The 24,051-nt window shown below is 73.6% G+C and carries 22 protein-coding genes, 1 tRNA gene and 1 pseudogene; 19 read left to right on the top strand and 5 right to left on the bottom strand.

Translation table 11 applies throughout. The annotated features are described in order from the left end of the window. Positions 1 to 135: 135 nt before the first annotated feature. The 3 genes from G7075_RS12275 (at position 136) to G7075_RS12265 (ending at position 2,943) form a co-directional block, all read left to right on the top strand. On the top strand, positions 136 to 1,662 hold the full coding sequence (locus tag G7075_RS12275) for a sugar transferase (protein ID WP_166122150.1): 1,527 nt from the start codon (positions 136 to 138) through the stop codon (positions 1,660 to 1,662). After that, positions 1,662 to 2,780: a glycosyltransferase gene (locus tag G7075_RS12270; RefSeq protein WP_205860489.1), complete on the top strand. Its 1,119-nt coding sequence runs from the start codon at positions 1,662 to 1,664 to the stop codon at positions 2,778 to 2,780. Before G7075_RS12275 ends, G7075_RS12270 begins: the two co-directional genes overlap by 1 nt. Before the next feature lie 81 nt (positions 2,781 to 2,861). After that, positions 2,862 to 2,943: transfer RNA gene (locus G7075_RS12265), tRNA-Gln, on the top strand. 70 nt (positions 2,944 to 3,013) lie between these two features. Here G7075_RS12265 and G7075_RS12260 read toward each other — a convergent pair. Continuing rightward, complete coding sequence (locus tag G7075_RS12260; protein WP_166122147.1) at positions 3,014 to 4,123, bottom strand: right-handed parallel beta-helix repeat-containing protein; 1,110 nt, start codon at positions 4,121 to 4,123, stop codon at positions 3,014 to 3,016. Positions 4,124 to 4,790: 667 nt separating this feature from the next. On the opposite strand from G7075_RS12260, the gene G7075_RS12255 reads away from it, so the two are divergent. The 6 genes from G7075_RS12255 (at position 4,791) to G7075_RS12235 (ending at position 9,908) form a co-directional block, all read left to right on the top strand. Beyond that, positions 4,791 to 5,042 (top strand): hypothetical protein, encoded by a 252-nt coding sequence (locus G7075_RS12255; protein ID WP_166122145.1) that lies wholly within the window; start codon positions 4,791 to 4,793, stop codon positions 5,040 to 5,042. A gap of 236 nt (positions 5,043 to 5,278) precedes the next feature. After that, positions 5,279 to 6,133 (top strand): MFS transporter, encoded by an 855-nt coding sequence (locus G7075_RS22850; protein ID WP_371814064.1) that lies wholly within the window; start codon positions 5,279 to 5,281, stop codon positions 6,131 to 6,133. Next, positions 6,133 to 6,756: an MFS transporter gene (locus G7075_RS22845; RefSeq protein ID WP_371814063.1), complete on the top strand. Its 624-nt coding sequence runs from the start codon at positions 6,133 to 6,135 to the stop codon at positions 6,754 to 6,756. The genes G7075_RS22850 and G7075_RS22845 overlap by 1 nt, the downstream gene beginning before the upstream one ends. 16 nt (positions 6,757 to 6,772) lie before the next feature. Then, positions 6,773 to 7,300 (top strand): universal stress protein, encoded by a 528-nt coding sequence (locus tag G7075_RS12245; RefSeq protein WP_166122143.1) that lies wholly within the window; start codon positions 6,773 to 6,775, stop codon positions 7,298 to 7,300. A gap of 131 nt (positions 7,301 to 7,431) precedes the next feature. Beyond that, a complete protein-coding gene (glmU, locus tag G7075_RS12240) occupies positions 7,432 to 8,907 on the top strand; it encodes a bifunctional UDP-N-acetylglucosamine diphosphorylase/glucosamine-1-phosphate N-acetyltransferase GlmU (RefSeq protein WP_166122141.1) in 1,476 nt (491 codons plus the stop codon). Beyond that, positions 8,904 to 9,908, top strand: a complete 1,005-nt coding sequence (locus G7075_RS12235) for a ribose-phosphate diphosphokinase (protein ID WP_305849777.1) — start codon at positions 8,904 to 8,906, stop codon at positions 9,906 to 9,908. The genes glmU and G7075_RS12235 overlap by 4 nt, the downstream gene beginning before the upstream one ends. Positions 9,909 to 9,921: 13 nt before the next feature. Here G7075_RS12235 and G7075_RS12230 read toward each other — a convergent pair whose 3' ends face one another. Next, on the bottom strand, positions 9,922 to 10,479 hold the full coding sequence (locus G7075_RS12230; protein ID WP_166122139.1) for a CGNR zinc finger domain-containing protein: 558 nt from the start codon (positions 10,477 to 10,479) through the stop codon (positions 9,922 to 9,924). A gap of 32 nt (positions 10,480 to 10,511) precedes the next feature. Between G7075_RS12230 and G7075_RS12225 the strand changes: the two genes are divergently transcribed. The 4 genes and pseudogenes from G7075_RS12225 to G7075_RS12210 all read left to right on the top strand — a co-directional run bounded on the left by G7075_RS12225 (position 10,512) and on the right by G7075_RS12210 (position 14,073). Next, positions 10,512 to 11,534 (top strand): EamA family transporter, encoded by a 1,023-nt coding sequence (locus G7075_RS12225; RefSeq protein WP_166122137.1) that lies wholly within the window; start codon positions 10,512 to 10,514, stop codon positions 11,532 to 11,534. A 252-nt stretch (positions 11,535 to 11,786) separates the two neighbouring features. After that, a pseudogene (locus G7075_RS12220) lies at positions 11,787 to 12,478 on the top strand (50S ribosomal protein L25/general stress protein Ctc). Positions 12,479 to 12,551: 73 nt separating this feature from the next. After that, positions 12,552 to 13,166, top strand: coding sequence for an aminoacyl-tRNA hydrolase (pth, locus tag G7075_RS12215; RefSeq protein WP_166122135.1), 615 nt, complete (start codon positions 12,552 to 12,554; stop codon positions 13,164 to 13,166). Positions 13,167 to 13,224: 58 nt separating this feature from the next. Further along, positions 13,225 to 14,073 (top strand): glycosyltransferase, encoded by an 849-nt coding sequence (locus tag G7075_RS12210; RefSeq protein ID WP_166122133.1) that lies wholly within the window; start codon positions 13,225 to 13,227, stop codon positions 14,071 to 14,073. A gap of 35 nt (positions 14,074 to 14,108) precedes the next feature. Here the strand turns inward: G7075_RS12210 and G7075_RS12205 are convergent, their stop codons facing one another. Then, complete coding sequence (locus G7075_RS12205; RefSeq protein ID WP_166122131.1) at positions 14,109 to 14,624, bottom strand: glycosyltransferase family 2 protein; 516 nt, start codon at positions 14,622 to 14,624, stop codon at positions 14,109 to 14,111. 559 nt (positions 14,625 to 15,183) lie between these two features. Here G7075_RS12205 and G7075_RS12200 point away from each other — a divergent pair. After that, complete coding sequence (locus G7075_RS12200; RefSeq protein ID WP_240917578.1) at positions 15,184 to 16,311, top strand: amidohydrolase family protein; 1,128 nt, start codon at positions 15,184 to 15,186, stop codon at positions 16,309 to 16,311. Here G7075_RS12200 and G7075_RS12195 read toward each other — a convergent pair. Continuing rightward, complete coding sequence (locus tag G7075_RS12195) at positions 16,275 to 17,459, bottom strand: glycosyltransferase family 4 protein (RefSeq protein WP_166122129.1); 1,185 nt, start codon at positions 17,457 to 17,459, stop codon at positions 16,275 to 16,277. The two genes, G7075_RS12200 and G7075_RS12195, sit on opposite strands and share 37 nt — an antisense overlap. A 238-nt stretch (positions 17,460 to 17,697) precedes the next feature. On the opposite strand from G7075_RS12195, the gene G7075_RS12190 reads away from it, so the two are divergent. The 5 genes from G7075_RS12190 to G7075_RS12170 all read left to right on the top strand — a co-directional run bounded on the left by G7075_RS12190 (position 17,698) and on the right by G7075_RS12170 (position 22,896). Then, positions 17,698 to 18,819 (top strand): right-handed parallel beta-helix repeat-containing protein, encoded by a 1,122-nt coding sequence (locus G7075_RS12190; protein WP_166122127.1) that lies wholly within the window; start codon positions 17,698 to 17,700, stop codon positions 18,817 to 18,819. Next, on the top strand, positions 18,807 to 19,415 hold the full coding sequence (locus tag G7075_RS12185; protein ID WP_166122125.1) for a right-handed parallel beta-helix repeat-containing protein: 609 nt from the start codon (positions 18,807 to 18,809) through the stop codon (positions 19,413 to 19,415). The genes G7075_RS12190 and G7075_RS12185 overlap by 13 nt, the downstream gene beginning before the upstream one ends. 148 nt (positions 19,416 to 19,563) lie before the next feature. Then, positions 19,564 to 21,060 carry a lipopolysaccharide biosynthesis protein gene (locus G7075_RS12180; protein ID WP_166122123.1) on the top strand — a complete coding sequence of 499 codons (1,497 nt, stop codon included), beginning with the start codon at positions 19,564 to 19,566 and terminating at the stop codon, positions 21,058 to 21,060. After that, a complete protein-coding gene (locus tag G7075_RS12175; RefSeq protein ID WP_166122121.1) occupies positions 21,057 to 21,944 on the top strand; it encodes a glycosyltransferase family 2 protein in 888 nt (295 codons plus the stop codon). Before G7075_RS12180 ends, G7075_RS12175 begins: the two co-directional genes overlap by 4 nt. A gap of 13 nt (positions 21,945 to 21,957) precedes the next feature. Continuing rightward, the gene (locus tag G7075_RS12170; protein ID WP_166122119.1) at positions 21,958 to 22,896 is read left to right on the top strand and encodes a glycosyltransferase family 2 protein; all 939 of its coding nucleotides are present in this window, start codon (positions 21,958 to 21,960) and stop codon (positions 22,894 to 22,896) included. Here the strand turns inward: G7075_RS12170 and G7075_RS12165 are convergent. Then, on the bottom strand, positions 22,859 to 24,049 hold the full coding sequence (locus tag G7075_RS12165; RefSeq protein ID WP_166122117.1) for a class I SAM-dependent methyltransferase: 1,191 nt from the start codon (positions 24,047 to 24,049) through the stop codon (positions 22,859 to 22,861). The genes G7075_RS12170 and G7075_RS12165 overlap by 38 nt on opposite strands. Between the last annotated feature and the right edge of the window lie 2 nt (positions 24,050 to 24,051).

Genomic DNA, 24,051 nt, shown 5'->3' with positions numbered 1-24,051 from the left:
ACCGCCGAAGGAAGCAGGGCTGGAGGTGGTCGATACCCGGCTCGCCGGGTATCAGCAGGGAGACCCGGCTGCTCCCCGCGAGCAGACGGAACTCGTCTTCTTGAATACCATCGATTTGCAGGGGTCGACGGTTTCATGAGCATTTTGCAGGGGAGTGGTGTGCGCTTTGCGCCGCCACTCGTCGAACGACACATCGATCTGGCCGACTACGGCCACACGCCCGTCAGCAGTGCGCCGACGCAGTGGGAGCGGCGCTACCGCGCCCAGCTGGTCGTCGCGGACGCTGCCGTGGCCATCTTCTGCCTCGTCGCCGGCCTCTGGGTCCGCGAGTTCCTCCTCGGTGAGGAAGCGGCACTCTGGGGCTCGAGCACCGCGATGGAGACCACGGTCATCGCCGTGTCCGCCGTCTGGCTGCTCGTGCTGGCCAAGAACAGCGCCTACGTGTTCCGCTTCTTCGGGGCCGGACCCGACGAGTACCGCGCGGTCGTGCGCTCGGGCGTCACGCTCGTCGCGCTCATCGCGTTCGTCTCGTTCGCGCTGCAGCTCGACTTCTCGCGCGGTGTCCTCCTCGTGTCGGTGCCGCTCATGGTCACCGGCACGATCGGGGGCCGGTACGTGCTGCGTCGCCGGCTCGCACGGGCCCGCCGGGAGGGCGAGTCGCTGCGCTCCGCGATCCTCGTCGGCGACCCGCGGGCCGTCCGCGACGCCGCCCAGCGCATCGCCGAGGACCCCGCCACGACGGGTCTGCGCGTGCTCGGGGTCTGCGTCACCGACCCCAGCGACCCGGTGCTCGGCTCACCGGAGTTCGCCGACGTCCCCGTGCTCGGGGTCGAGGACGACGCGCTCCGGGCGGTCGACGCCACGGGTGCCCAGGTCGTCGCGATCGCGAGCAGCTCCTCGATCGCCGGTCGTGCGCTGCAGCGCCTCGGATGGGCGCTCGAGCACCGCGACGTCGACCTCCTCGTCGCACCCGGCATCATCGACGTCGCCGGTCCGCGCCTCTCGCTCCGCCGGGCCAACGGCCTGCCGATGCTCTACCTCGAGCGCCCGGTCTCCAGCGGGTGGCGTTTCCGGCTGAAGATGGCCCTCGACCGCGTCGTCGCGTTCTTCGCCCTCCTCGCCCTCGCGCCGCTCTTTGGCCTCGTGGCCCTGGCGGTCCGTCGCGACTCGCCCGGCCCGGCGCTGTTCCGGCAGTACCGCGTCGGTGAGGGCGGCCGCATCTTCCCGATCGTCAAGTTCCGCACGATGGTCACCGACGCGGAGGCGAAGCTGTCGGTCCTCGCCGAGGCCCACGACGGCAACGACGTCCTCTTCAAGCTGCGCCGCGACCCGCGCATCACCAAGGTCGGGGCCTTCCTCCGCCGCTACTCCCTCGACGAGCTGCCGCAGCTGATCAACGTCGTGCGGGGCGAGATGTCGCTCGTGGGGCCGCGCCCGCCGCTGCCCCGCGAGGTCGACGCGTACGAGCCCGACGCCGTCCGTCGGCTGCGCGTGCGACCCGGCATGACCGGCCTGTGGCAGGTGTCCGGGCGCAGCGACCTGTCGTGGATCGACTCGCTGCGGCTCGACCTGTCCTACGTCGACAACTGGTCGCTCGCCCTCGACGCGCAGATCCTCCTGCGCACGGTGCGAGCCGTCGTCCGAGGGACGGGGGCCTACTGATGGCCATCGACGTCTCCGTCCCCCACGTCACCGACCGCACCGCACCGGTCCGGCAGGCCACCCCGACCACCCCGGTCGCGCCCGACGCCGCCTCCGGTGGCTCCGGGATGCGCACGCTGCTCGTCGCCTCCACCGGTGGCCACCTCGAGCAGATGATGCGGATGCGCGGCCGGCTCGCCGGCTCGGTCGGCGAGGTCGAGTGGGCCACGTTCGACGGCGACCAGTCGCGCTCGCTGCTGCGCGACGAGGTCGTGCACCACGTCGGCTACATCCGGCCCCGTGACCTCAAGGCCTCGGCCCGGGCCCTCCCCGACGCCGTGCGCATCCTCCGCTCCGGGCGCTACCAGGCGGTCGTGTCCACCGGCGCCGGCATCGCGGTGCCGTTCTTCCTGGCGGCCAAGAGCCTCGGCATCCCGCGCCACTACATCGAGAGCGCGGCGCGGGCGTCCGGTCCGAGCCTCACCGGGCGGATCGTCAGCCGCATCCCCGGCACGCAGCTGTTCACGCAGTACCCGGAGCTCGCCACCGGCGCCTGGACCTACCGCGGGTCGCTGTTCGACGGCTTCGAGCCCGGACCGGTCGCGCAGAGCCCGCGGGCGCTGCGCCGGGTCGTCGTGACCCTCGGGACGATGCCCGAGTACGGGTTCCGTCGGGCGGTCGAGCGGCTGGTCCGGATCCTCCCGGAGGTCACGGCGGCCGACGCCGAGGTCCTCTGGCAGACCGGGGCCACCGACCTCAGCGGCCTCGGGGTCGACGGACGCAACCAGATCCCGGCCGCCGAGCTGCGCACGGCGATCCGGGAGGCCGACCTCGTCATCGCGCACGGCGGCATCGGGTCGGCCCTCACGGCGCTCGACGCCGGCAAGGTCCCGGTGATGACGCCGCGCCGGGCCTCGTTCGCGGAGCACGTGGACGACCACCAGGCCATGATCTGCACCCACCTCGGCAGCCGCGGCATCGCGGTCAGCCGGGAGGTACCCGAGCTGACGGCCGCCGACCTCTGGCGTGCGGCCTCCGGCTCGGTGCGCGCCGGGAACCCTGCGCCGATGGTGCTCAGCACCTCGCCCGGCGCGTCAGCCGGACGGGGCCGCAGGCAGCTGCGCCTCGCCCACCGCTGACGCGCTCGTCCCCCGGCCGCGTGCGGCCGGGGGACGAGCGTCGCACCGATACCATCGGAGCCTCCGCCCCGAGGGCGGCAGTCCCCGGTTGGTCTGCTGGTAGGGCCCGCCTGACTTTGAATCAGGACTCGCGACGTAGGTTCGATTCCTACCCGGGGAGCCACGCGGACCGGTCGTGCGTGGTCCGCGTGGCTCCGGGTCGAGAGGGCCTCAGCCCTCGGGTGCGGCAGGCGTCAGCCGTTGCCGCAGAGGTTGACCGCCTTGTCGGTGGCGTCCCAGACGTTGCCGGAGCTCGTGTACTTGGACTTCGAGTTCTGGTAGCACGGACCCCAGTGGAGGTCACCGCCGATGCGGTTCTTCGTGGCCACCGTGTTCACCGAGGGGTCGATGAACAGCGAGATCCCGGTGCCGTACAGCCAGTTGCTGTCGAGCGTGACGTTCGAGTTCCCACCGTTGGCGTCCTCGAGGTAGATCGCCGCGTTGAGCTGGCTCGTGTACTTGCCGGCGTCGTAGACCGAGCAGGACACCTTCATCCCGTTGACACCACGGACCTGCGTGCCGTCGTAGTGCGCGTCGGCCGGCGGCCGCGGGTCGTGGAGGTAGTTGTAGCGCAGGGTGACGTCCTGCACCTGGCGACCGCGGTCGGAGGTGACGTGGATCGCGTCGTTCTGGCTGAAACCGATGTTCGTGTACTCGACGAGGACGTGGCGGGCGCTGGAGATCCCGATGTCCGGCGTCGTGACGTGGCTGATCGTCACGTTGTCACCGGTGACGAGGATGCCGTCGGTCACCTTGACGTTGCGCACCGTGACGTTGCTGCCGCTGATGTTCAGGCTCTTGACGTTGACGTTGGCGAGCGTCTGGCCGCTGGTCAGCGTGGTGACCGAGCTGTTCGAGCGGGTGCCCGTCGCACCGGTCGTCGACGCCGACGGCTTGAGGTCGCAGGTGGTGCCGGCCGGGACGACCGGGGCCGGGGTGGGCTTCTTCGTGCTGCGCACGACGATGCCGTGGGCCTGGAGGCCGCTGGCGGAGCCGGCGGCGACCGAGCGGCCCGAGTCGGAGCCGGTCGAGGTGACCGAGCGGCCCTTCGTCGCCGCCCGCGAGGTGGCGGTGCCGGTGGTGGACCGGGTGGCCTTCTTGGTCGGCACCCGGACGGGCTTGGCCTTGGTCGTCGCGGGCGTGGTGGTCGGCTCGGTGGCCGTGGTGTCCCGGACGGTGTCGGTGGCCTTGGCGGGGGCCGCGGCCACGGAGCGGGTGTCGGACGTCGCCGACGGCTCGTGGTTCGCGGAGAGGGCCACGAGGCCGGAGCCTCCGGCGAGGACACCGGCGGTGACCGCGGTCACGGACAGGAGGCGGCGGGTCAGCACGAGAGCTCCCGGGGGTCGGCAACCCGGCGGGCGGGAGGGGTGGTGGGCAGGGGACATGCGATACGTGACAGAGCAGTCACGGTGTTGCTCCTTCGGTACTGGCCGACGGAACCAGCGACGTGACGGCGGCGCCCCTGCACCACGCCGCCACAACTGGTCATCCAACGACCTGGCGGTCACCAACACGTTCGGACTTCAGTGTGCTGGTGTACCCGCCGGGGCATGGAGGGGAACGAGAATCCTGGGAGATCTCTGACGGTTCGTCCGGAAATCCACGCATTTGCCTGCGCGGTTCCGCCCGGGTCGTTACCCTCTTCGGTCGCTGTCGACGGTAGGCGAGTCCCGGCGCCGGACCGCAAGCGACGGACACCGAAGATCTCAGGAAGGTAACAGGACCTCCGCGCCTCCCGGCGGGTCCGGGCGGTCGAGTCAGCAGGTCAGCCCGGGGATGCGAGGGTGACCCCGACGAGGCCGGATGTGACGGGCGTCACACCTGTCGTGTGACGGGTGGGGTGGGTGGGACGCCTGCCCTGTCGAAGGTGAGACAAGAGGCCGAGCGCATCGTCCGAACGGTTGTTTCCGACCCCCCGATCGGCCATATTTGGGCCACAGGATCGTGGCGCCGGGTGCGAGGAGCAGGGACATGACCATGGAGACCGTCACGCTCGCGCTGCGCTGGACCTTCTGGTCCCTCCTCTACCTCGCGGTGGCGCTCATGGCGCTGCTCCTCTGCCTGGGCTCGATGGCTCCCTACCTCCCGGTGTGGGCTCGATGGACCGCGTTCGGCGTCTTCGCCGCCGGCATCGCGGTCGACGTGCGCTCCAAGACGCGAACCGACCGCCCCCGTCGTCCGGACGTGCCCGGCGAGTCCGTCCGCGTCACCCGCCGCCCCTGAGGCGCCGCCCGTGGGGACACCACCCCCGCGGGCAGCCCGCCCGGTCCCGAAGCGCCCCCGTCGGCCCCTGCCCGACGGGGGCGCCTCGACGTCCGGGGCGGGGTCGCCGGCGGCCACGGCAGGACCCGCAGGCACCTGACCTGCACCGGAACCTCCACGGCGTCCACGACGGGTCTACGTTCGCTGGTGGCCCGGACGACGGGCCGCTCGGGGACCACCTGCTGGAAGGACCTGCTGTGACGACGACGGAGACGACGCAGACGGAGGAGAAGCCGGTCAGGAGCCTCATCCCGGCGCGCATGCACGACATGCCGTGGGTGAAGTTCCACTGGCTCGTGATCTTCGGCCTCGGGACGGCCTGGATCCTCGACGGGCTCGAGGCCCAGATCGTCGCGGCCGGGGGCTTCGAGAAGACCCTCGACATGACCGCTGCCGACGTCGGCCTCGCCGGCACGGTCTACCTCGTCGGCCAGGTGTTCGGCGCGATCATCTTCGGGCGCCTCACCGACACCCTCGGGCGCAAGAAGCTCTTCACCCTGACCCTGGCGCTCTACCTCGTCGCCGCGGCCGCCGCCGGCCTGGCCCCCAACATGTGGATGTTCCTCGTCTTCCGGTTCATCTCCGGGATGGGCATCGGCGGCGAGTACTCGGCCGTCAACTCCGCCGTCGACGAGCTCATCCCGGGCCGCTTCCGCGGCCGGGTCGACCTCGCGATCAACGGCACCTACTGGGCGGGCGCGGCGATCGGCGCCTTCGCCTCGACGATCCTGCTCGACACCGACCGCTTCGGCCAGGACATCGGCTGGCGGATCGCCTTCTTCATCGGCCCGGTCCTCGGCCTCGGCATCATCTACCTGCGCCGGCACATCCCCGAGAGCCCGCGGTGGATGGTCACCCACGGCAAGGGCGAGGAGGCCGAGAAGGTCGTCTCGGCGCTCGAGGACGAGGTGCGCGCCGCGGGCAAGGAGCTTCCCGAGCACTCCAAGGCCGACGCGATGTGGATCAAGGCGCGCGAGGGCCTGACCCCGCGCCAGCTCTCCTACGTCTTCTTCCAGATGTACCCCACCCGCACGGTGCTGGGGCGACCCTGATGATCACGCAGAGCTTCCTCTACAACGCGATCTTCTTCACCTACGCCCTCGTCCTGCAGAACTTCTACGACAAGTCGCCGTCCGAGGCCGCCCTGTACTTCTTCCCCTTCGCCATCGGCAACCTGCTCGGGCCGCTGCTCCTCGGTCCGCTCTTCGACACGATCGGGCGGCGCCGGATGATCACCGGCTGCTACGCGTTCGCCGGTGTCGTGCTGGCGATCTCGGCGTGGCTCTTCCAGCAGGACGCGATCGGGGCCGGGACGCACACGGCGTTCTGGTGCGTCGCGTTCTTCTTCGCCTCGGCCGGTGCGTCCGCGGGCTACCTCACCGTCTCGGAGATCTTCCCGCTCGAGGTGCGCGGTCAGGCGATCTCCTACTTCTTCGCGATCGCCCAGGTCTTCGGCGCGATCGGCCCGGTCTTCTACGGCTGGCTGATCGGTGACGGCAAGGACCGCACCCCGATGTTCTGGGGCTACCTCATCGCGACGGGCATCATGCTCATCGGCGCCCTCGTCGCCCACGTGTGGGGTGTCGACGCCGAGAACAAGAGCCTCGAGGAGATCGCGCCACCGCTCACGAGCTACGACGAGGACGGCAACGAGACCGTCAAGCTCCCGGTGTGAGAGAAGGTGGTTCGCGATGAGTGACGCCGTGTACACGGTCGTGGTCGGGGTCAGCCCCGGCTCCGCCTCGCCCACCGCGCTGCGCTGGGCCCACGAGCAGGCCGCCCTGCGCGGCGGCCGGGTCGTCGCGGTCCGGGCCTGGCGCACGACCGGGCCGCAGGCCACCCCGTCGGGGACGACCGCGGCCCGGGTCCCGTCGAGCACCGAGACCGAGCACGAGGCGATGAGCCGGCTGGTCTCCGACGTGGCGGCGGTGCTCGGCCCCGACCACGGCGTCGACCTGCGCGTCGTGCGGGGCGACCGCCGGCGGGCCCTGCTCGAGGCGGCCCGCGACGCCGACCTCCTCGTCGTCGACGCCCCGCGCTCGATCGCCTCGGCGCCGCTGTTCGCCCACCGGCTGGTCTACGCCGCCCGGTGCCCCGTGGTCGTCATGCCGCCGCGCATCTCCGGCGAGCCCGAGACCGCGCTCGAGCGGGCCGGCTGGGCCGCGGTGCGGGCGGCCGGGAGCGCGGGGCGCCCGGGGCTCGGCACACCGCGGCCCTGACCCGCGGCGCCCGCCCCCGGGAGGGCGCCGGGCCCGGTCGCGCGAGCCCCACCCTGGCGGGCGGGGCGCCCCTCGCCCGGCGGTAGCATGGCGCCCGGCCCGTGGCACCGATCCCACCTGGAGCACAGCGCGTGAACGCGACCCGACCGGCCGCCGTCATCGTCCTCGCCGCCGGCGAGGGGACGCGGATGAAGTCCTCGACCCCCAAGGTCCTGCACCGCATCGGCGGGACCACGCTGCTCGGCCACGCGGTGCGCGCCGCCCGGGCCACCCGGGCCGCGCACGTCTCCGTCGTCGTGCGTCACGAGCGGGACCGGGTCGTCGAGTTCTGCGCCGCCTTCGACGCCGACCTCGTCATCGCCGACCAGGACGAGGTCAAGGGCACCGGCCGCGCGGTCGAGTGCGGCCTCGACGCCCTGCCGGCCGACCTCACCGGCACCGTGCTCGTGACCTACGGCGACGTCCCGCTGCTCACCGGCGAGACCCTCGTCGCGCTCGCCGAGGCCCACGCGGCCTCCGACAGCGCCGTCTCGGTGGTCACGGCGCACCTCGCCGACCCCAGCGGCTACGGGCGCGTCGTGCGCGACCCCGACGGCCACGTGGCCCGCATCGTCGAGCAGAAGGACGCCAGCCCCGCCGAGCGCGAGCTCACCGAGATCAACTCCGGCATCTACGCCTTCGACGCCGACCTCCTGCGCGAGGCGCTGGCCCGGGTCGGCACCGACAACGTCCAGGGCGAGAAGTACCTCACCGACGTCGTGCAGATCGCCCGCGAGACGGGGCGGGCCGTGAGCGCCCACGTCATCGACGACCCGTGGCAGACCGAGGGCGTCAACGACCGGGTGCAGCTCGCCGAGCTCGGCCGCGAGCTGAACCGCCGGGTCTGCGAGCGGCACATGCGCGAGGGCGTCACGATCGTCGACCCCGCGACGACGTGGGTCGACGTCGACGTCAGCATCGGGCGCGACGCCACGGTGCTCCCGGGCACCCAGCTGCTCGGGGCGACGAGCATCGGCGAGGGTGCGGTCGTCGGACCGGAGGTCACCCTCACCGACACCGAGGTCGGCGCCGGGGCCCAGGTCAGCCGGGCCGTGGCGAACCTCGCGGTCATCGGGGACGGCGCGGTGGTCGGTCCGTACTCCTACCTGCGACCCGGCACGCGGCTCGGGGCGCGCGGCAAGATCGGCGGCTTCGTCGAGACCAAGAACGCCGACATCCGCGAGGGCGCGAAGGTGCCGCACCTCAGCTACGCCGGCGACGTCACGATCGGGGAGGGCGCGAACATCGGCGCCGGCACGATCTTCGCCAACTACGACGGCGTCGCGAAGCACCACTCCAGCGTCGGTGCGCACAGCTTCGTCGGCTCCCACACGGTCGTCGTCAGCCCGGTGGACATCGCCGACGGGGCCTACGTCGCCGCGGGCAGCGCGCTGACCCAGGACGTCGGGCCGGGCCAGATCGCGGTGGCCCGGGCCCGCCAGCGCAACGTCGACGGCTGGGTCGAGCGCGCCCGTCCCGGCACCCGCACCGCGGAGGCCGCCGCGCGGGCCCGCGCCGCCCAGCAGAGCCCGAGCACCGACCCCACCCCGGAGGACCCCACCCCGTGAGCAGCAGCAACCGGCCCCCCTCGGCCAACATCCGCAAGCGGCCGAAGAAGCAGCTCATGGTCTTCTCCGGACGGGCCAATCCCGGTCTCGCCCAGGAGGTCGCCGCCCAGCTGGGCACCGAGCTCGTCCCGACGAGCGCCTACGACTTCGCCAACGGCGAGATCTACGTGCGCTTCGAGGAGTCGGTGCGCGGCTCGGACGCCTTCGTCATCCAGAGCCACACCAACCCGATCAACGAGGCGATCATGGAGCACCTGCTCATGGTCGACGCTCTGAAGCGGGCCAGCACCAAGCGGATCACCGTCGTCATGCCGTTCTACGGCTACGCCCGCCAGGACAAGAAGCACCGCGGCCGCGAGCCGATCAGCGCGCGCCTCGTCGCCGACATGTTCAAGACGGCCGGCGCCGACCGGCTCATCTGCGTCGACCTGCACACCGACCAGATCCAGGGGTTCTTCGACGGACCGGTCGACCACCTCATGGCCATCCCGGTGCTCTCCGAGTACGTCGCCCAGCGCTACGGGGACGAGGACCTCGCCGTCGTCTCGCCCGACGCCGGCCGGATCAAGGTCGCCGAGCAGTGGTCCAAGCGGCTCGGGGGTGCGCCGCTGGCCTTCATCCACAAGACCCGCGACATCAACCGGCCGAACGAGATGGTCGCCAACCGCGTCGTCGGTGACGTCAGGGGCCGGGTCTGCGTGCTCGTCGACGACATGATCGACACCGGCGGCACCATCACCAAGGCCGCCGACGCGCTGATGGCCGACGGCGCCAAGGACGTCGTCATCGCCGCCACCCACGCGATCCTGTCCGACCCGGCGGTCGAGCGCCTGCAGGCCTGCGCCGCGCGCGAGGTCATCGTCACCAACACGCTGCCGATCGCCCCGGAGAAGGAGTTCGACGGGCTGACCGTCCTCTCGATCGCCCCGCTCATCAGCGCCGCGGTCAAGGAGGTCTTCGAGGACGGGTCGGTGACCAGCCTCTTCGGCGGCCGCGCCTGAGCCACCGCGACGCTCAGGAGTCGGCGGCGGCCTTGCGGGCGCGGTAGGCCGCGACGTTCGCCCGGGTGCCGCACGTGCCGTCGCAGAACTTCCGCGACCGGTTGCGCGACAGGTCGACGAGCAGGTCCTCGCAGTCCTCGCCGGCGCACACCCGCAACCGGTCGACCTCGTCGGCCCGGATGACGTCGACCAGCGCCATCCCCACCTCGACCGAGATCCGCTCGGCGATCGGGGCGTCGTCGGAGGTGGCGTGGACGTGCCACCCGATGTCGCCGTGCCGGACCAGCCGCGGCAGTGCCCCGCCCTCGGCGAGCAGCGCGTTGACCTCCTCGACGAGCGCGTCGTCGCGCAGGGTCCAGAGCCGACGGAGCCGAGGCCGCAGGGCCCGGACGGCGTCGAGCTCGGCGCGGGTCGAGGGCCGGCGCCCGGTCCACTCCCACCGGTCGAACCACGCCTGGAGGTCGCCGAGGTCGGCGAGCTGCTCGCGGTCCTCGGCGCCGAGCCCGGGGCCGGTGTTCGCGACGGCCGCGGCGTGGGCGAGGGTGAGGTCCGTGTCAGCAGTGAAGACCATCTTGACTCCTGACAGGACCTGGGGCTAGCGTCATGACCGTCATCATACGTTGGTCCTTACACGGGCCCCAGCAGCCGGAGGTCGTCGTGGTCGAGGCCGTGCGCAGGCACGTCGGTGTCGGGCTGCTCGCCCTCGTCCTCTCGAGCGCGGCCTTCGGCACCTCGGGCCCGTTCGCCAAGTCGCTCATCGAGGCGGGCTGGTCGCCGGGCGCCGTCGTCCTCCTGCGCATCGCCGGGGCCTCCGCGCTGCTCCTGCCCGTCGGCCTCTGGCAGGTGCGCCACCGCCTGCGCGCCGTCGTCCGCGAGCTGCCCCTGGTCGGCCTGTACGGCTGCCTCGCCGTCGCCGCCGCCCAGCTCGGCTACTTCCAGGCCGTCGAGCGGCTGGCCGTCGGCGTGGCCCTGCTCATCGAGTACCTCGGCATCGTGCTCGTCGTCCTCGCCGTGTGGGTCATCACCCGCCGGGCCCCGCACCGGCTCACCGGCGTGGGCATCGTGCTCGCCCTCGTCGGGCTGGCCCTCGTCCTCGACGTCACCGGGCAGGCCACGCCCGACCTCGTCGGCGTCGCCTGGGGCCTGCTCGCCGCCGCGGGGCTCGCCGGTCACTACGTGCTCGCCGCGCGCGAGACCACGCTGCCGCCGTTCACCTTCGCCGCCCTCGGCCTCGGCGCCGGGGCCGTGCTCCTGGCCGTGGTCGGGGCCGCCGGGGTCATCCCGATGGTCGCCGGCTCCGCGCGGGTCGACGTGGCCGGCCACGCGACGCCCGCCTGGCTGGCCCTCGCCGAGCTCGTCGTCGTGGCCGCGGCGGTCGCCTACGTCCTCGGCGTGCTCGGTGCGCGCCACCTCGGCTCGACCCTCGCCTCGTTCGTCGGCCTCACCGAGGTGCTCTTCGCCGTGCTGTTCGCGTGGCTGGTCCTCGGCGAGCTGCCCGGCGCCTGGCAGCTCGTCGGCGGGGTCGTCATCCTCGCCGGGGTCGCCGCGGTGCGGCTGGGCGAGCGCCGGCAGTCCGGCGCCGAGCCCGCGTCCGCCGACGTCGACCTCCCGTCGCCGGTCGCCTGACCGCCCGCGGCCGCCGCCTCGATTTCGGGGCGGGCCCGGCCGTCCCCTAGACTCTCGGGGTTGCCTCGGCGAGGGACGTCGCACCGGACGATGGGGTCCGGGAGGGCCGCAGGGCCCGAGACCATCCGTGATCGACGCTGGCGGCGCGCAGACCCCCGGGGGTCCGCGGGCCCGTCGCGCGCCGGTTCGGTGCCACGTCCCGCGTCGAGGACCGACGTCCGTCCGTTCCCAGACCCACCCCAGGAGTACCCCGTGTCCGACAAAACCAAGCTCGTCGCCGAGCAGCGCACCCAGTTCGGCAAGGGCGCCGCGCGCAAGATCCGCCGCGACAACAAGATCCCCGCCGTCATGTACGGCCACGGCACCGACCCCGTGCACATCACCCTCCCGGGTCACGAGTCGATGCTCGCCCTCAAGCACACGAACGCCCTGCTCACCCTCGTCATCGACGGCAAGGAGCACCTGGCGCTCGCCAAGGACGTCCAGCGCGACCCGATCAAGCCGGTCATCGAGCACGTCGACCTCGTCGTCGTCCGCAAGGGCGAGAAGGTCACCGTCGAGGTCGCCGTCCACCTCGAGGGCGACGCCGCCCCGAGACCGTCGTCACGACCGTCATGGGCACCATCGAGCTCGAGGTCGAGGCGACGAACATCCCCGAGTCCGTCACGCACTCGGTCGAGGGCGCCGAGGTCGGCACCCAGGTCCACGCCGGCGACCTCGCCCTCCCGTCCGGTGCCGCCCTGGTCACCGACCCGGAGGCGCTCGTCGTCAACGTCACCGCGCAGGTCACGGCCGAGGAGCTCGAGGCCGAGCTCGAGGAGGCCGAGGCCGAGGCGGGCATCGAGCGCGAGGAGTCCGACGAGGAGGCCGCCGAGGCCGCGCCCGCCGAGGGCGACGCGCCGGCCGCCGAGGGCGACGCCGAGCAGTCCTCCGACGAGGGCTGACCCACAGCACGCACCCACGACGGGGCCCGGTCCGCACGGACCGGGCCCCGTCGGCGTCCCCGGCGCGGATGGCATGATCGTCGCCGTGACCGACTCCGGACCCTGGCTCGTCGTCGGGCTCGGCAACCCCGGGCCCCAGTACGCGGGCAACCGCCACAACGTGGGCGCGATGGTCGTCGAGGAGCTGGCGCGCCGCTCCGGCACGATGCTGCGCACCCACAAGGCCCGTGCCCACGCCGCCCAGGTACGCATCGGCACCGGTCCGGGCGGTGTCCCCGGGCCGCCGGCGGTCGTCGCCGTCCCCTCCTGCTACATGAACGAGTCGGGCGGGCCGACCAAGGCGCTGCTGTCCTTCTTCTCGGTGCCGGCCGAGCGGCTCGTCGTCGTCCACGACGAGCTCGACCTCGACGCGGGCACGGTACGGCTGAAACGCGGTGGGGGAGAGGGCGGCCACAACGGCCTGCGGTCCATCTCGTCCTCGCTCGGCACCAAGGACTACCACCGCGTGCGGGTCGGCATCGGTCGCCCGCCGGGTCGGATGGACCCCGCCGACTTCGTCCTGCGCGACTTCTCGCCCACCGAGCGCAAGGAGCTGCCGTTCCTGCTCGACGAGTCGACCGACGCGGTCGAGGAGCTGGTGACCCTCGGGCTCCTCGACGCCCAGCAGCGGGTGCACGCCCCGAGGTGACCACGACCGCCGACCGGGAACCGTAGACTCGCGCCCCGTGGACGTGGAGGGAGCCGCTGTGGTCAGCGTCGTGATCGCCGCGTACAACGAGGCGAGCGTCATCGGCCGCTGCCTCGACGCCCTGCGCCACGACCCCCCGCTCGAGCTCGTCGTCGTGCCCAACGGCTGCACCGACGACACCGCGGCCGTGGCGCGTCGCCACGGGGCCGTCGTCGTCGAGCGCACCGCCCCGGGCAAGACCGACGCCCTCAACGCCGGGGACGCCGTGGCCACCACCTTCCCCCGCGCCTACCTCGACGCCGACATGGAGCTGACCGCCGACGACCTGCTGCGGCTCGTGGCCGCCCTCGGGTCCGGGGTGCTCGCGGTCGCGCCCCGACGGGTCCTCGACGTCCGGGGGTGCGCGCTGCCGGTCCGGGCCTACGCGGCCGTCCACCAGCACCTACCGGTCATGGCCTCGAGCCTGTTCGGGCGCGGGGTGGCCGTGCTCTCGGAGGAGGGGCGCAGCCGGTTCGGGCCGTTCCCCGAGCTCGTGGCCGACGACCTCTTCCTCGACGGCCTCTTCGCACCGCACGAGAAGCGGGTCGTCGACGAGGTCACGGTCCGGGTGCGGATGCCCCGGCGCACCCGCGAGCTGTACCACCGGCTCGTCCGCGTCCGGCGTGGCAACCGCGAGGTGCGCGGGCGGGACGGCGCCGCGGGTCCCGACGCCTCGGGCGCCTCGGCCGGCTCGGGCGGTGGTGGCGGGAGCTCGCGCCTGGCGTGGGCCGGGGTCGTGCTGCGGCGTCCGTGGCTGGCGCCGGCGGCGGTGCCGTACCTCGCCCTGACCGTCGCGGCCGAGGTCGCCTCCCGGTCCTCGCGCCGGACGGCGTGGCGCGCGGAGGCCGACCGGGCCGCCCAGGGCTGAGGCGAGGTCCACGACCCCGCCGGCCCTGGGACCCCTCAGGAGCCGCGGACCCCGCGCACCAGCCGCGGCCAGCGGGCCGACGGCGTGAGCAGCCAGCGCAGGGCCGCCCGGTGGGTGGCGTCGCGGGTCGTGAGCAGCCGCACCCCGCTGCCGACGACGAGACCGAGCCGGAAGGCGGCGGTCGGCAGCGCCCCGTGCCGCCGACGGAACAGGCGGACCCGGTTGACGCTCAGGAGGGCCCAGAGCTGCGGGTGGGTGTGCGAGTCGCCGAGCAGGTGCGTGCAGACGGCGTCGGGCACGAGGCGCACGCGAAGTCCGGCGTCGCCGGCCCGCAGCGCGGCGTCGGTCTCCTCGGAGTACAGGAAGTAGCGCTCGTCCCACGGCTCGACGACCCGTCGCGCCGCCGGCCCGAGGAGCAGCGCCGAGCCCGAGGCCCAGTCGGCGGACGTCGGCTGCCGGTACGCGGCCGGGTCGGTGACCATCTCGCCCCAGCGCGCGCTGCGGCCCGCCCGCCGGCCGCCCAGGACGGCCTCGCCCCAGGCCCGCGCCACGCTGGGGCCCGGCGCAGGGTCGGCAGGGGGGAACCGTGGCCGTCGACCTGGGCCGGGACGGCGATGTCGGCCGACCCGGAGGTGCACGCCTCGAGGAGCCGGACGACCGACGCCGGCTCGAAGCGCAGGTCGGGGTTGACGACGAGGAGCGGCAGGTCGGGCGGGAGGGTCCGCAGGGCCGCGTTGATGCCTCCCGCGTACCCGAGGTTCCCGCCGGTGCGCAGGACCCGGACGGTGCCGCCGTCGGGCCACCGCAGCGACTCGGCGAGCTCGGGGTGCCGTCGCTCGAGGCGTTGTCGGCGACGACGAGGTGCCAGCGCAGGTCGCCGACGGCGGGGCCGAACGACTCGGCGAAGCCCGGCAGGTCCTCGCGGCTGTTCCAGGTGACCGTGACGACGAGCAGGTCCGGCGGCTCACCCTCTGTCACACGGGGGATCATCGCACGGGGCCCGGTGTCCGCGTGGCGCATCGGGGCCCCGCTCGCCCCGAACGCCGGTGGCGGACGGACCCCCTCCGCTAGTCTGGCGAGGACAGCTCAGCGCAGGGGAGGACGTGCACCGTGGACGCCAGGCGCGTGGCCCGGGCGGTGCGCAACCGTGCTCGACGGGCCCGTCACCCGCTGCCGCGCCTCGACCGGTTCGCGCCGCGCTCGCTGCTCTCGCTCCCCGAGCACCACGTGCCCGCCGCGGCGGTGCCGGCCGTCGACGTGCACAACCACCTCGGACGCTGGCTGACCCGCGACGGCGGCTGGATGGCCCCCGACGTCGGGGCGCTCGTCGCCGACCTCGACGCCTGCAACATCGCCACCGTCGTCAACCTCGACGGTCGCTGGGGCGCCGAGCTCGAGGCCAACCTCGAGCGCTACGACCGGGTCCACCCCGACCGCTTCGCGACCTTCTGCCACGTCGACTGGGAGCTGCTGCGCCACCGCGACGCCGACGAGCGGCTCGCGCGGTCGCTGCGCGAGTCCGTGGCCGCCGGTGCCCGGGGCCTCAAGGTGTGGAAGGACCTCGGGCTGCAGGTCACGGACGCCACGGGCCACCGCGTGCTGCCCGACGACCCGCGCCTGGACCCGCTGTGGGCCGCGGCCGGCGAGCTCGGGGTGCCGGTGCTCGTCCACGTCGCCGACCCGCTCGCGTTCTTCCTCCCGATGGACCGCCACAACGAGCGCCTCGAGGAGCTGCGGCGCCACCCCGGGTCGTCGTGGGCCGCCCTCGGGCCGTCGTGGCGCGAGCGCCTCCTCGACTCGCTCGAGGCGGTCGTCGAGCGGCACGGGGGCACCCAGTGGGTCGCGGCCCACGTGGCCGCCTGCACCGAGGACCTCGGCCGCGTCTCGGAGATGCTCGGGCGCCACCCCAACCTCGTCGTCGACATCGCGGCCCGGGTCGCCGAGCTCGGGCGCCAGCCCCGGGCGGCCGCCCGGCTCGTGGCCCAGCACCCCGACCAGGTGCTCTTCGGCACCGACGTCTTCCCGTTCCGGCGCGAGGAGGTCGAGATCTACTTCCGGCTCGCCGAGACCGACGACGAGTACTTCCCCTACTCTGCCGGCGAGGTCCCGCACGCCGGACGGTGGCAGATCAGCGGGCTCGACCTCGAGCCCGACCTGCTGACCCGCTTCTACTCCGCCAACGCCCGCCGGGTGCTCTCCGGTCAGCCGGCGGGCTCCCCGTCGCGCACCGAGCGGTAGACCTCCGCGAGGCGCCGGCCGGCCGCGGCCCAGGTCAGCTCATCGCGCCGGGCGAGCACGGCCTCGCGCGTCCGCTCGAGCAGCAGCGGGTCGTCCCAGAGCGCGCTCAGCTGGGCGGTGAGGGTCGCCGTGTCGCCCACCCGGTGCACGAACCCGTCGACCCCGTCGAGCACCGGCGCGCCCGTGGCGTCCGAGACCAGCGGCACGCACCCGCTGCCCATCGCCTCATAGGTGACGAGCGCGCTGCCCTCGGTCCAGCTCGGGAGGAGCAGCACGTCCGAGGCCGCGAGCAGGGCCGGGGTGTCGTCGACGAAGCCGGCGACCTCCACGCTCGAGTGGGCCAGCCGGTCGGCGAGCCGCTCGGCGTACGGCGCCCACAGCGAACCGGCGACGACGAACCGGCCCCCACGCTCGGGGGCGCCCGAGCCGAACCACGCGTCGAGGGCCACGTGCAGCCCCTTGTTGGGCTCGCCGCGGCCGAGGAAGACCGCCGTCGGGGGACGCCGGGTGCCCGGGGCCCGGTCGGCGGGTCGGAACCGCCCGGGGTCGTAGCCGTAGCGCGAGCTGACGAGCCGGTCGGCCGGGTGCCCGGCGCGCTCGAACGTGCCGCGGGCGTAGTCGGAGGGCACGAGCAGCAGGTCGGCGGCCTCGTACTCGGCCTCCTCGCGCGCGATGAGGTCCTCGTCGTACGCGTGCGAGTGGTCGGACGGGAGCTCCAGGCCCCACTCGGCCGCCGCGCGGCGCGCCTCCTCGAGGGCGCTGCGCGTGTGCGGGCTCGGCGCCTCGCGCAGTGACGGCACCCCGCGCCGCCGGGCGGTGGCGAGCGTGCGCAGGCAGGAGCGCGGCCAGGTGTGGACGACGTCGAAGTCCTCGCGGGCCAGCAGGGCCGCGACCGCCCGGTCGTGGTGGTCGTAGGCCCGCTGCGGGGTGACGAAGACGCGGTGGGGGACGCGGTGGCCGAGGAGGGTCAGGGTGGTGCGCAGGTCGGCGCCCGTGGTGTCGGCCGTCGACGACGTGCACACGACGGTCAGCCGCACCCCGGCGTCGAGCGCCCCCCGGACCTGCGCCGCCGCGGTCGTGCCGATCCCCGGGGCCCCGAGGGTGTGCGGGAAGCTGTAGAGGACCCGGGGTGGGTCGGCTCGGCTCATGCGCCCACTCTGACACGTCGGCCCCGGGGGCGAGGCGCGGTCACGGACGGTCGGGCCGTGCGGGGAGTCCACCGCGGGGCACCGGAGGTTGACCCTGCGCCGGGCCTTTGCGACAGTGGAGCGAAACCCGTGCGGACGTCGTCGCCCGCCGGGGCCTCGGATGCGGGATGCAGGGCTCGCGTCGTGCTCGACCATGCGGGGTCCACGCACCTGGTCCCCCTCTGGAGTCGTCCACCCCATGAAGCTCGCAGCGCTCGTCCCGCCGTCGCACACCGCCCGGCGCGGGCTGGCCGTCGGCCTGTGCGTCGCGGTGGTCCTCACGCTCGTCCTCGCCCTCCGGCTGCCGTCCCAGGCCGTCTCCGACGTCGCGCAGCGCTGCCCGACCCGGCCCAGCGCGACGAACACCGGGGCCACCGCCGCGACGAAGCCCCAGGCCCTCGACACCGTCTCGACACCCGACCAGGTGCTCACGGGCGTGGCGGTCCCGGGCTCGCTCACCGTCTCGGCCACCGGGGCCACGCTGCGCCAGGTCAGTGTGCCCGGCACGGTCGTCGTCACGGCCGACGACGTCGTCCTCGACCACGTCACCGCCCGCTCGGTCGTCATCGCCGGTGCCTCGGGCGTCACGGTCCGCGACTCGAACATCTCCGGCGGCGAGACCGCCGTGCAGCTGACCTCCGACCGGGGCCCGGAACGGCGGGTGCGCGACGTCACGCTCTCCGGCAACTACATCCACGACCCGGCGGCCGCCGACCGCGGCTCCTACAGCGGCACCCACGTGCGGGGCGCCCGGGGCGTGTCCATCACCTGCTCCACCTACGCCCTCGGGGCCTACGGCAACGCGGCCGTCTACCTCGAGGACGCCAACGGCGGCACCGACGACGTCGAGGTCGCCGACAACTGGCTCGAGGGCGGTGGCTTCACCGTCATGACGGCGGCGAGCAACCTGCGGCTCGAGCGCAACACCTTCGGCGAGGGCACGGTGTGGGGTCCCTGCAGCAACACCCACCCGACCCCCGTGCGACAGGCCGGCAACGTCCACACCGACGGCACGCCCTTCGAGCCGTGCGTCGGCACCGGGGAGGCCTCCGCCGACCCCACGCCCTCGGCGACCCCGACACCCACCGCCACCCCGACCCCGACGAAGAGCAAGAGCCCGACGCCGAAGCCGTCGGCGAAGCGCGCGAAGCCCCCGACGAGCACGCCGCGCTCGACGAGCAAGGGGGCCACGGGCTCGATCGGGTCGTGCTCGGTCCGGCCCTCGTCCTCGACCACGGGGCGCACGGGTCGCGCTCGAGCTCGTCGAAGACGACGCTCGGCAACGGGGCGGTGCTCAAGAACGCGAACGTGTCGGACCTGACGATCAGCGGCTCGAACGTCACCGTCCAGAACGTCCGGGTCTCGGGCGGCATCCTCGTCCAGGGCAGCAACGTGACCATCGACCACGTCACGGCCCAGAACGTCAGCATCTCGAGCGCCTCGCACGTCACGGTGAGGTACTCCGACCTCGGCGGCGGCACCGAGGACGCCATCCACGTGACCTCCGACCGCGGGAGCATGGTCCGCGACGTCGAGCTGAGGTCCAACTACCTCCACGACCCGCGCCCCTCCTCCGACGCCCACTACGACGGCACCCAGGTCCGGGGCGTCGACGGCCTGACCATCGCCTGCTCGGTGTACGACGGCGGGCCGTACCGGTCCCAGCTCAACGCGGCGATCTACCTCGAGGACGCCAACGGCGGCAACTCGAACGTCACCATCGAGCGCAACTGGCTCCTCGGGTACGGCTTCCCGATCTTCATCGACCCCTCGTCGAACACGACGGTCACGGGCAACCGGCTCGGCGGCGACATCCACTGGGACACCTGCTACCCCAACCCGAAGTCGACCTTCCGCAGCAGCGGCAACGTCTGGGACGCCACGGGCAAGCACGTCGACCTCTGCGGCATGGGCTGAGCGACCCGGCCCACGGGGGCCGCCCGGGGCCCCACCGGCGGCCTCGCGGGGCCGGTCCCGTCCTTCCCCGAACGCCTGCCGGGGGCGGCCGGGGTGCTCTAGCATGACCGCGACAGGGGATTGCTCGGACGCAGGTGGCGGTGCAGGCATGGACGACGAGCGAGGCTCGGCAGCGGCCGCGGCGACCGAGCCGCACCCGGTCGGCGTCACCCTCGTGGCCCGGGCGGCGCGCTTCACGGCGCTGGCCCAGGTGGTCTCGCAGGGGGTCCGGTTCGCCGCCAACATCGTCCTCGCCCGGCTGCTCATCCCCGCCGACTTCGGTGTCGTGGCCATCGCCCTCGTCGTCGTCGCCTTCCTCGACCAGCTGAGGGACCTCGGCACCGGGTCCGCGCTCATCCAGCGCCCGAACGTCGACCAGGTCCTGCGCAACTCGGTCTTCGTGCTCAACCTCGCGATGGGCCTCACCCTCGCGGGCGGAATGTACGTGCTCTCCGGTCCGCTGGCCGGCGTCCTCGGCAACCCCGAGGCCGCGCCCGTGCTCCACGCCTTCGCGGGCATCGCCGTGGTCTCCTCCCTCGGGCAGATCCACCACTCCCTCCTGCGCCGCGACCTGCGCTTCGGCGAGCTGGCCGTCTCGACGACCGCCTCGGCCGTCGTCACCGCCGCCGTGTCGATCACGGGCGCGGCCTTCGGGCTCTCCTACTGGGCCCTGGTCCTCGGGGTGGCCGCCGGCGAGTGCGTCGACACCGCCCTCGTCTGGTACTTCGACCGCTGGCGCCCGACGCGCAGCATCAGCCTGGCCAGCCTGCGCTCGATCTGGGGCTACAGCCGCAACCTCTTCATGTCCAACATGCTGTTCTTCTTCTTCAACCAGGTCGACAAGATCATCATCAGCCGCTTCCTCGGGGCCGCGCCGCTCGGTCTCTACACGATGGCCAAGAGCACGGCCCTGGCCCCGGTGTCGTCGGTGAGCAGCGTCGTCGCCGAGGTCACCTTCCCGGCCTTCTCGCGGCGCCAGTCCGACAACGCGGCACTGCGCACCGGGTACCTGCGCTCCTCCCAGGTCGTGGCCCTCGTGACCTTCCCCGCCCTGTTCGGGCTGGCCGCGGTCGCCGAGCCGCTCATCCACGTCCTCCTCGGCGAGCGGTGGGCGGCCGCCGTCCCGATCGTCGTGTGGCTCGCGCCCGCCGCCGCGGTGCAGTCGGTCGTGTCGTCCAGCGCCCAGCTGATGCTCGCCAAGGGGCGCAGCGACTGGTCCTACCGCTGGGGGCTGGTCTACACCGTCGTGCTCACCGGCCTGACCCTCGTCGCCGTCGAGTGGGGGATCGTCGCCGTCGCGGCCGCCTACACGGTGGGCAACCTCGTCCTGGCCCCCTTCGGGCTGATGCTCGCCTTCCACCTCATCGAGATGCGGCTGCGCGACTTCGTCCGCGGCCTGCTCGCGCACGTCCTCATCACGGGCGTGATGGCCGGCGCCGTGGTCGGGGCGACGACGCTGCTCGGCAACGCCGGTGCCTCCTACCTCGTCGAGCTGCTCGTCGGTGTCGGCGTCGGCGTCCTCGTCTACGGAGGGCTCCTCCTCCTCGTCAAGCCGCAGGGGCTGTCGGAGGCGACCACCCTCGTGCGCCGGAAGGTCCACCGGTGACCGCCGCGGACCCCGTCGTCTCCGTCGTCATCCCCGTGCTCGACCCGGGACCCCTGCTGCGCGAGCAGCTGGACTCCCTCGCCGCCCAGGACTTCCCGCACCCGTGGGAGGTCCTCGTCGTCGACGACGGCTGCACCGACGGCTCGCTCGACGTCGTCCCGACCTACGCCGACCGGCTGCGCGTCCGGGTCCTGCCCGCCGGTGCCGGGGTGGGGCCGCGGGGGCCGGCGTCCGGGCGCAACCGCGGCGTGCGGGCCTGCCGGTCCGAGTGGGTCGCCTTCTGCGACGCCGACGACGTGGCCGAGCCCGCGTGGCTGCGCGGGCTCTACGACGCGCGCGACGGCGCCGACCTGGTCGCCGGGGCCTGCGACGTCACCTCCCTCAACGACCCCACCGTCGTCACCGCCCGCGGTGGCCCCGAGTACGGGCGCTCGCTGCCGGAGGGGCCGTGCGGCTTCCTGCCGTACGCGCCGTCGTGCAACGTGCTCATCAGCCGCCGGGCGCTCGACGCCGTCGACGGCTGGGACGAGACCCTCCGCTACTGCGAGGACGTCGACATCTGCTGGCGGGCCCAGCTCGAGGGGTTCCGGCTCGTCTTCGCGCCGGACGCCGTCATGGGGTACCGGTACCGCGACAGCGTGGGGGCCCTCTTCCGCCAGATCCGCCGGTACAAGACCGCCGAGGTGGCGCTCTACCGGCGCTTCCGGGGCGACGGGGCCCGGCGCCCGACGCTCGGCACCGCGGCCGGGCGCTGGTGGTGGGTCCTCAGCCGGGGCCCGTACCCCTTCCTCGGCCGGGAGCGCCGGATGACCTGGGTGGCCCAGGCCGGCGCGCTCGTGGGGCGGCTCGAGGGCATGGCACAGCAGCGGACGTGGTACCCGTGAGAGAGGACCTCCCGTGACCCGAGTCTCCGTCGGACTCCCCGTCTACAACGGGGACCCCTACCTCGAGGAGGCCCTGACCTCCCTCCTCGCCCAGACGCACACCGACCTCGAGGTCGTCATCAGCGACAACGCCTCGACCGACCGGACGCAGGAGATCTGCGAGGCGTTCGCGGCCCGCGACCCCCGGGTCCGGTACATCCGGCAGCCGGTGAACCAGGGCGCGGCGTTCAACCACAACGCCGTCGTCCGGGCCGCGACCGCGCCGTACTTCCGCTGGTACTCCTACGACGACCGGCTCGACCCCCGCTGCATCGAGGCGTGCGCCGCCGTGCTCGACGCCGAGCCCGACGTCGTGCTGGCCTGGCCGCTGACGACGGTCATCGGCGCCGACGGGGCGGTCGTCTCCGATTACCGCGACGACCTCCCGTTCGACAACCGGTCGCCGGTGACCCGCCTGCGCAGCCTGCTCGACGGCCCGACCGACCAGACCCACCTGCACATGTGCTACCCGGTGTACGGCGTGGTGCGGCGCGAGGTCTTCCTCTCGACGCACCTGCTGGGGTCGAACCCGGCCGCCGACACGACGCTGCTCGTCGAGCTCGCCCTGCGGGGGAGGTGGCGCCTGGTGCCCGAGCGGCTGTTCTACAACCGCCGGCACGCCGCGTCGTCGGCGGTCGACAAGTCGCCGGAGCAGATCGCCTCGTGGTTCGACCCGTCCGCCCGGTCGACCTTCCCCATGCCGCAGTCCCGGCTGCTCGTCGGCTACCTGCGGGCGGTCGCCACCTCGCCGCTCTCCCTCGGCGAGCGGGTGCGCTGCCTCGGCATCGTGCTCGGATGGCTCACCAGTCACCGCCGCACGCGGATCATCCTCGGGGAGTTCCGGATCCGGGCCCGCCAGGCGGTGCAGCGACGGGTCAGCGCCCGAGGGCGAGGACTCGCGCACCCGGGCTGAGCCGGGCGACGTCGGCCGAGATCTCGTCGAGGTACACGGGGTTCATCACGACGACGAGGTCGGCGGGGTGCTCGCGCAGGTCCTCGGGGCCGCGGATCTCGTGACCCGTGCCGGCGATGAAACGGCCCTGCACGTGCGGGTTGACGTCGATGACGTTGCGGACGGCCGAGCGCAGCTCGCCGAGGGCCGCGAGGAAGGCCGTGCCCTTCGACCCCGCCCCCCAGACGACGACCTGCGACCCGTCGGCCGCCGCCGCGGCGACGGTGGCCCGCCAGCGCTCGACCTCGTCGGCGACCCGGGTGGCGAAGCCGTCGCTCTCGCTGGCCAGCCGCTCGAGGGTCCCGGGGTCGAGCGAGGCCGCGCGCGGGGTGCCGGTGGGGGTGGCCTCGACGAGGAGGTACTGGTCGTGGAACACCGTCGACACCGCGCGCACCTCGAAGCCGCAGCTCTCGAACAGCTCGCGGACGGTCTCGGCCGTCGGGTAGGCGCAGTGCTCGTGGTAGACGTCCCAGAAGGCGCCCTCGGCGAGGATGCGCCGGGCGTCGGGGACCTCGACGAGCACGGGTGCGTCGGGCCGGTCGGACAGGGCCTCGCGGAGGGCGCCGAGGACCACCCGGGGGGCGTCGACGTGCTCGAGCACGTGGCGCATGACGACGGCGTCGCAGGCCGGCAGGTCCTCGGCGCGCTCGACGCGGCGCACGACCGCCTCGACGCCCTCGGCCGGGCCGAGCCGCTCGGGGTCGATGGTCGGGTCCACGGCGAGCACCCGTCCGGCGCCGGCGGCGACGAGCATCCGGCTGAAGTCGCCGCGTCCGGCCCCGACCTCGGCGACGGTCGCGCCCTCGAGGTGCCAGCCCTCGACCCAGCGTCGGGCGAGCTGCGTCGCGTACTCGACGAAGGTCCGCGAGAACGCTTGGGAGTCCTCGTAGCGGGTGCTGTAGCCGGTGAGCCCCTCGTCGAAGGCGCGGTTCGCGAGGTACCCGCAGGTCGGGCAGCGCACGAGGTCCATGCTGCCGGCGTGGACCGCGAGGGCCTCCTCGCGGCTGTCCATGAGGAGGCAGGAGTGCGCCGGGATGGACGGGATGCGGAAGAGCGACGGCCGGGGCCCGGTGTCGCCGCACACCGGGCAGCCCGCGCCGGGAGCCGTGTCCACGA

This window comes from Phycicoccus sp. HDW14, from assembly GCF_011383005.1.
GTDB lineage: Bacteria > Actinomycetota > Actinomycetes > Actinomycetales > Dermatophilaceae > Phycicoccus.
This window is presented reverse-complemented; position numbering and strand designations above follow the sequence as displayed.